At 36.9% G+C, this 1954-nt stretch carries 2 protein-coding genes; both read left to right on the top strand.

Going from position 1 to position 1954, the window contains the following annotated elements; genetic code table 11:
* Window positions 1-379: 379 nt before the first annotated feature.
* Window positions 380-886 (top strand): hypothetical protein, encoded by a 507-nt coding sequence (locus ACFIL7_RS00170; RefSeq protein WP_120100860.1) that lies wholly within the window; start codon window positions 380-382, stop codon window positions 884-886.
* Window positions 887-970: 84 nt separating this feature from the next.
* Window positions 971-1669, top strand: coding sequence for a hypothetical protein (locus tag ACFIL7_RS00165; protein ID WP_375681532.1), 699 nt, complete (start codon window positions 971-973; stop codon window positions 1667-1669).
* Window positions 1670-1954: the final 285 nt, after the last annotated feature.

Genomic DNA, 1954 nt, shown 5'->3' with positions numbered 1-1954 from the left:
TGAAAACTTATGATGATATAGACAACGAGCTAGAGAAAGCACTTGGTATTCAATTAGGTAGGTATCAAAATGAAAAAAATTGAAAAAAATAAAAAATACGTATTGACTTTAAAGAAAAGCTCGTTTATTAAGGTCGGCAAGTGCTTGAAAAACACTGTAATACGAGCGGATAGGTTACGAAACGACCTCTTCCCATGTTTTTAAAATATACTGGCTTTCTTTTGTGCTCTTATTGGCATATAACGATTTTGCCGGGTGTGGTTATACTATACAATACCCTTCATAGGGGAAAGTGTAACGACGGTCTCGTATCCGTGTTTTTCAGCGCCCGGCGCCCTTAGGGGTGTCAATGAAAATGTTAAAATACGAGGTAATTATTATGCAGAATTCTGTAAAAAAATATCAACTCACCAATCAAACAATTCTTCGCGAAGGTAAAAAACTTTATCGCATTAAGGCGTTAAGAGATTTTGGTGATGTTAAAGCTGGTCAACTTGGTGGCTATATTGAATCTGAAGAAAATCTTTCCCATGATGGTAATTGCTGGGTTGGTGATCAGGCCATTGTTGTGAGCCCTGGTCGTGTTTACGAAAATGCGCAGGTTTATGGCAATGCAGGTGTTGGTGGTTTTGTATATGGTAATGCTCGCGTCTACGATTCAGCAAAGGTTTTTGCCAATGCCCATGTGTATGATAATGCCCATGTTTTCGATAGTGCAAAAATTGTAAGTAAAGTGCATGTTTATGAAAATGCCAATGCATGTGGCATGGCTATTGTTACTAAGAATATTTGTGGTGACACAATGAATAATGTTTATACAGAACGCCTTTCTCCTTATGGTGAAATTTGCTTTGTTATGTGTCGTCCTCATAGGAAAACAGCTTAAATAACGGCGCGGGCGCGGCGGGGGCGCCTCCTTATAACCATTTCATTTAAAAATTTGTTTGAATATTAGATTAGGGAGCTACCTATGACCACTAAAAATGTATCTAAAAAATATGAGCTTATAAATGAAAGTCACGTTAAAGGGATTACTTTATACCGCATTCGTGCTTTAAAAGACTTTGCTGATGTTAAAGCTGGTGATTTAGGCGGCTTTATTGAAAAGGAAGATAACCTTTCTCATGATGGCAATTGCTGGGTTTATGATAATGCTTGTGTTGTAAAATCTGGTCGTGTTTATGAAAATGCAAGAGTATATGGCAACGCTGTCATTGGTGGTTTTGTTTATGGCAATGCGCATGTATATGATAAAACCCGCGTGTATTTTGGAGCTCATGTTTATGATAATGCGCATCTTTCTGATAAGGTGTGGGTTTATCAATATGCAAGGGTTTATGGGAATGCAAAATTAACAGGAAGTGCACGCATTTATAGCAAGGCTGAGGTTTATGATCATGCTGTTGTAAGTAGCTCTTCAAAAATTTATGGCAAGGTTTATGGCAATGCTAGCGTGGGTGGGTATGTTAAGGTCTATGGTTCTGTTTATGGCAATGCTAAAGTGACTGGTTATCACACCATTAGAGGTTTGGTACATGGCAATGCAAGATTAAAAAGAAATGAGTATTCATATACAGAACAAAACCCTTATTATGCATATGGAATTCCTGAAGATTGTGAAATTTATGAAAACGATACCGTTGTAAAAATTAGTGAAAAAGCAGCGTAAATAACNGGAATTCCTGAAGATTGTGAAATTTATGAAAACGATACCGTTGTAAAAATTAGTGAAAAAGCAGCGTAAATAACATAACGGGGCGGGGGGCTGCTTTATAGCAAAAAAGCCGCGTCCTTTAAGACACGGCTTTTATTATCAAAACAGCTAGCGATCTAAATAAACGATTAAAAGAAATAACCGAAATATAAAAGAACGTCTCTTTATTGCACAAAACGTATCAAAAAGCAAGCTGTTAAGTAAAATAAAAATGGGATTCACACTGTAGATTCAGTGATT

Source organism: Bartonella sp. AP3QHHD (assembly GCF_042195765.1).
In the GTDB taxonomy this organism is placed as follows: domain Bacteria; phylum Pseudomonadota; class Alphaproteobacteria; order Rhizobiales; family Rhizobiaceae; genus Bartonella.
Note: the sequence above shows the minus strand (reverse complement) of the source record. Positions and strands in the feature narration are given on the sequence as shown.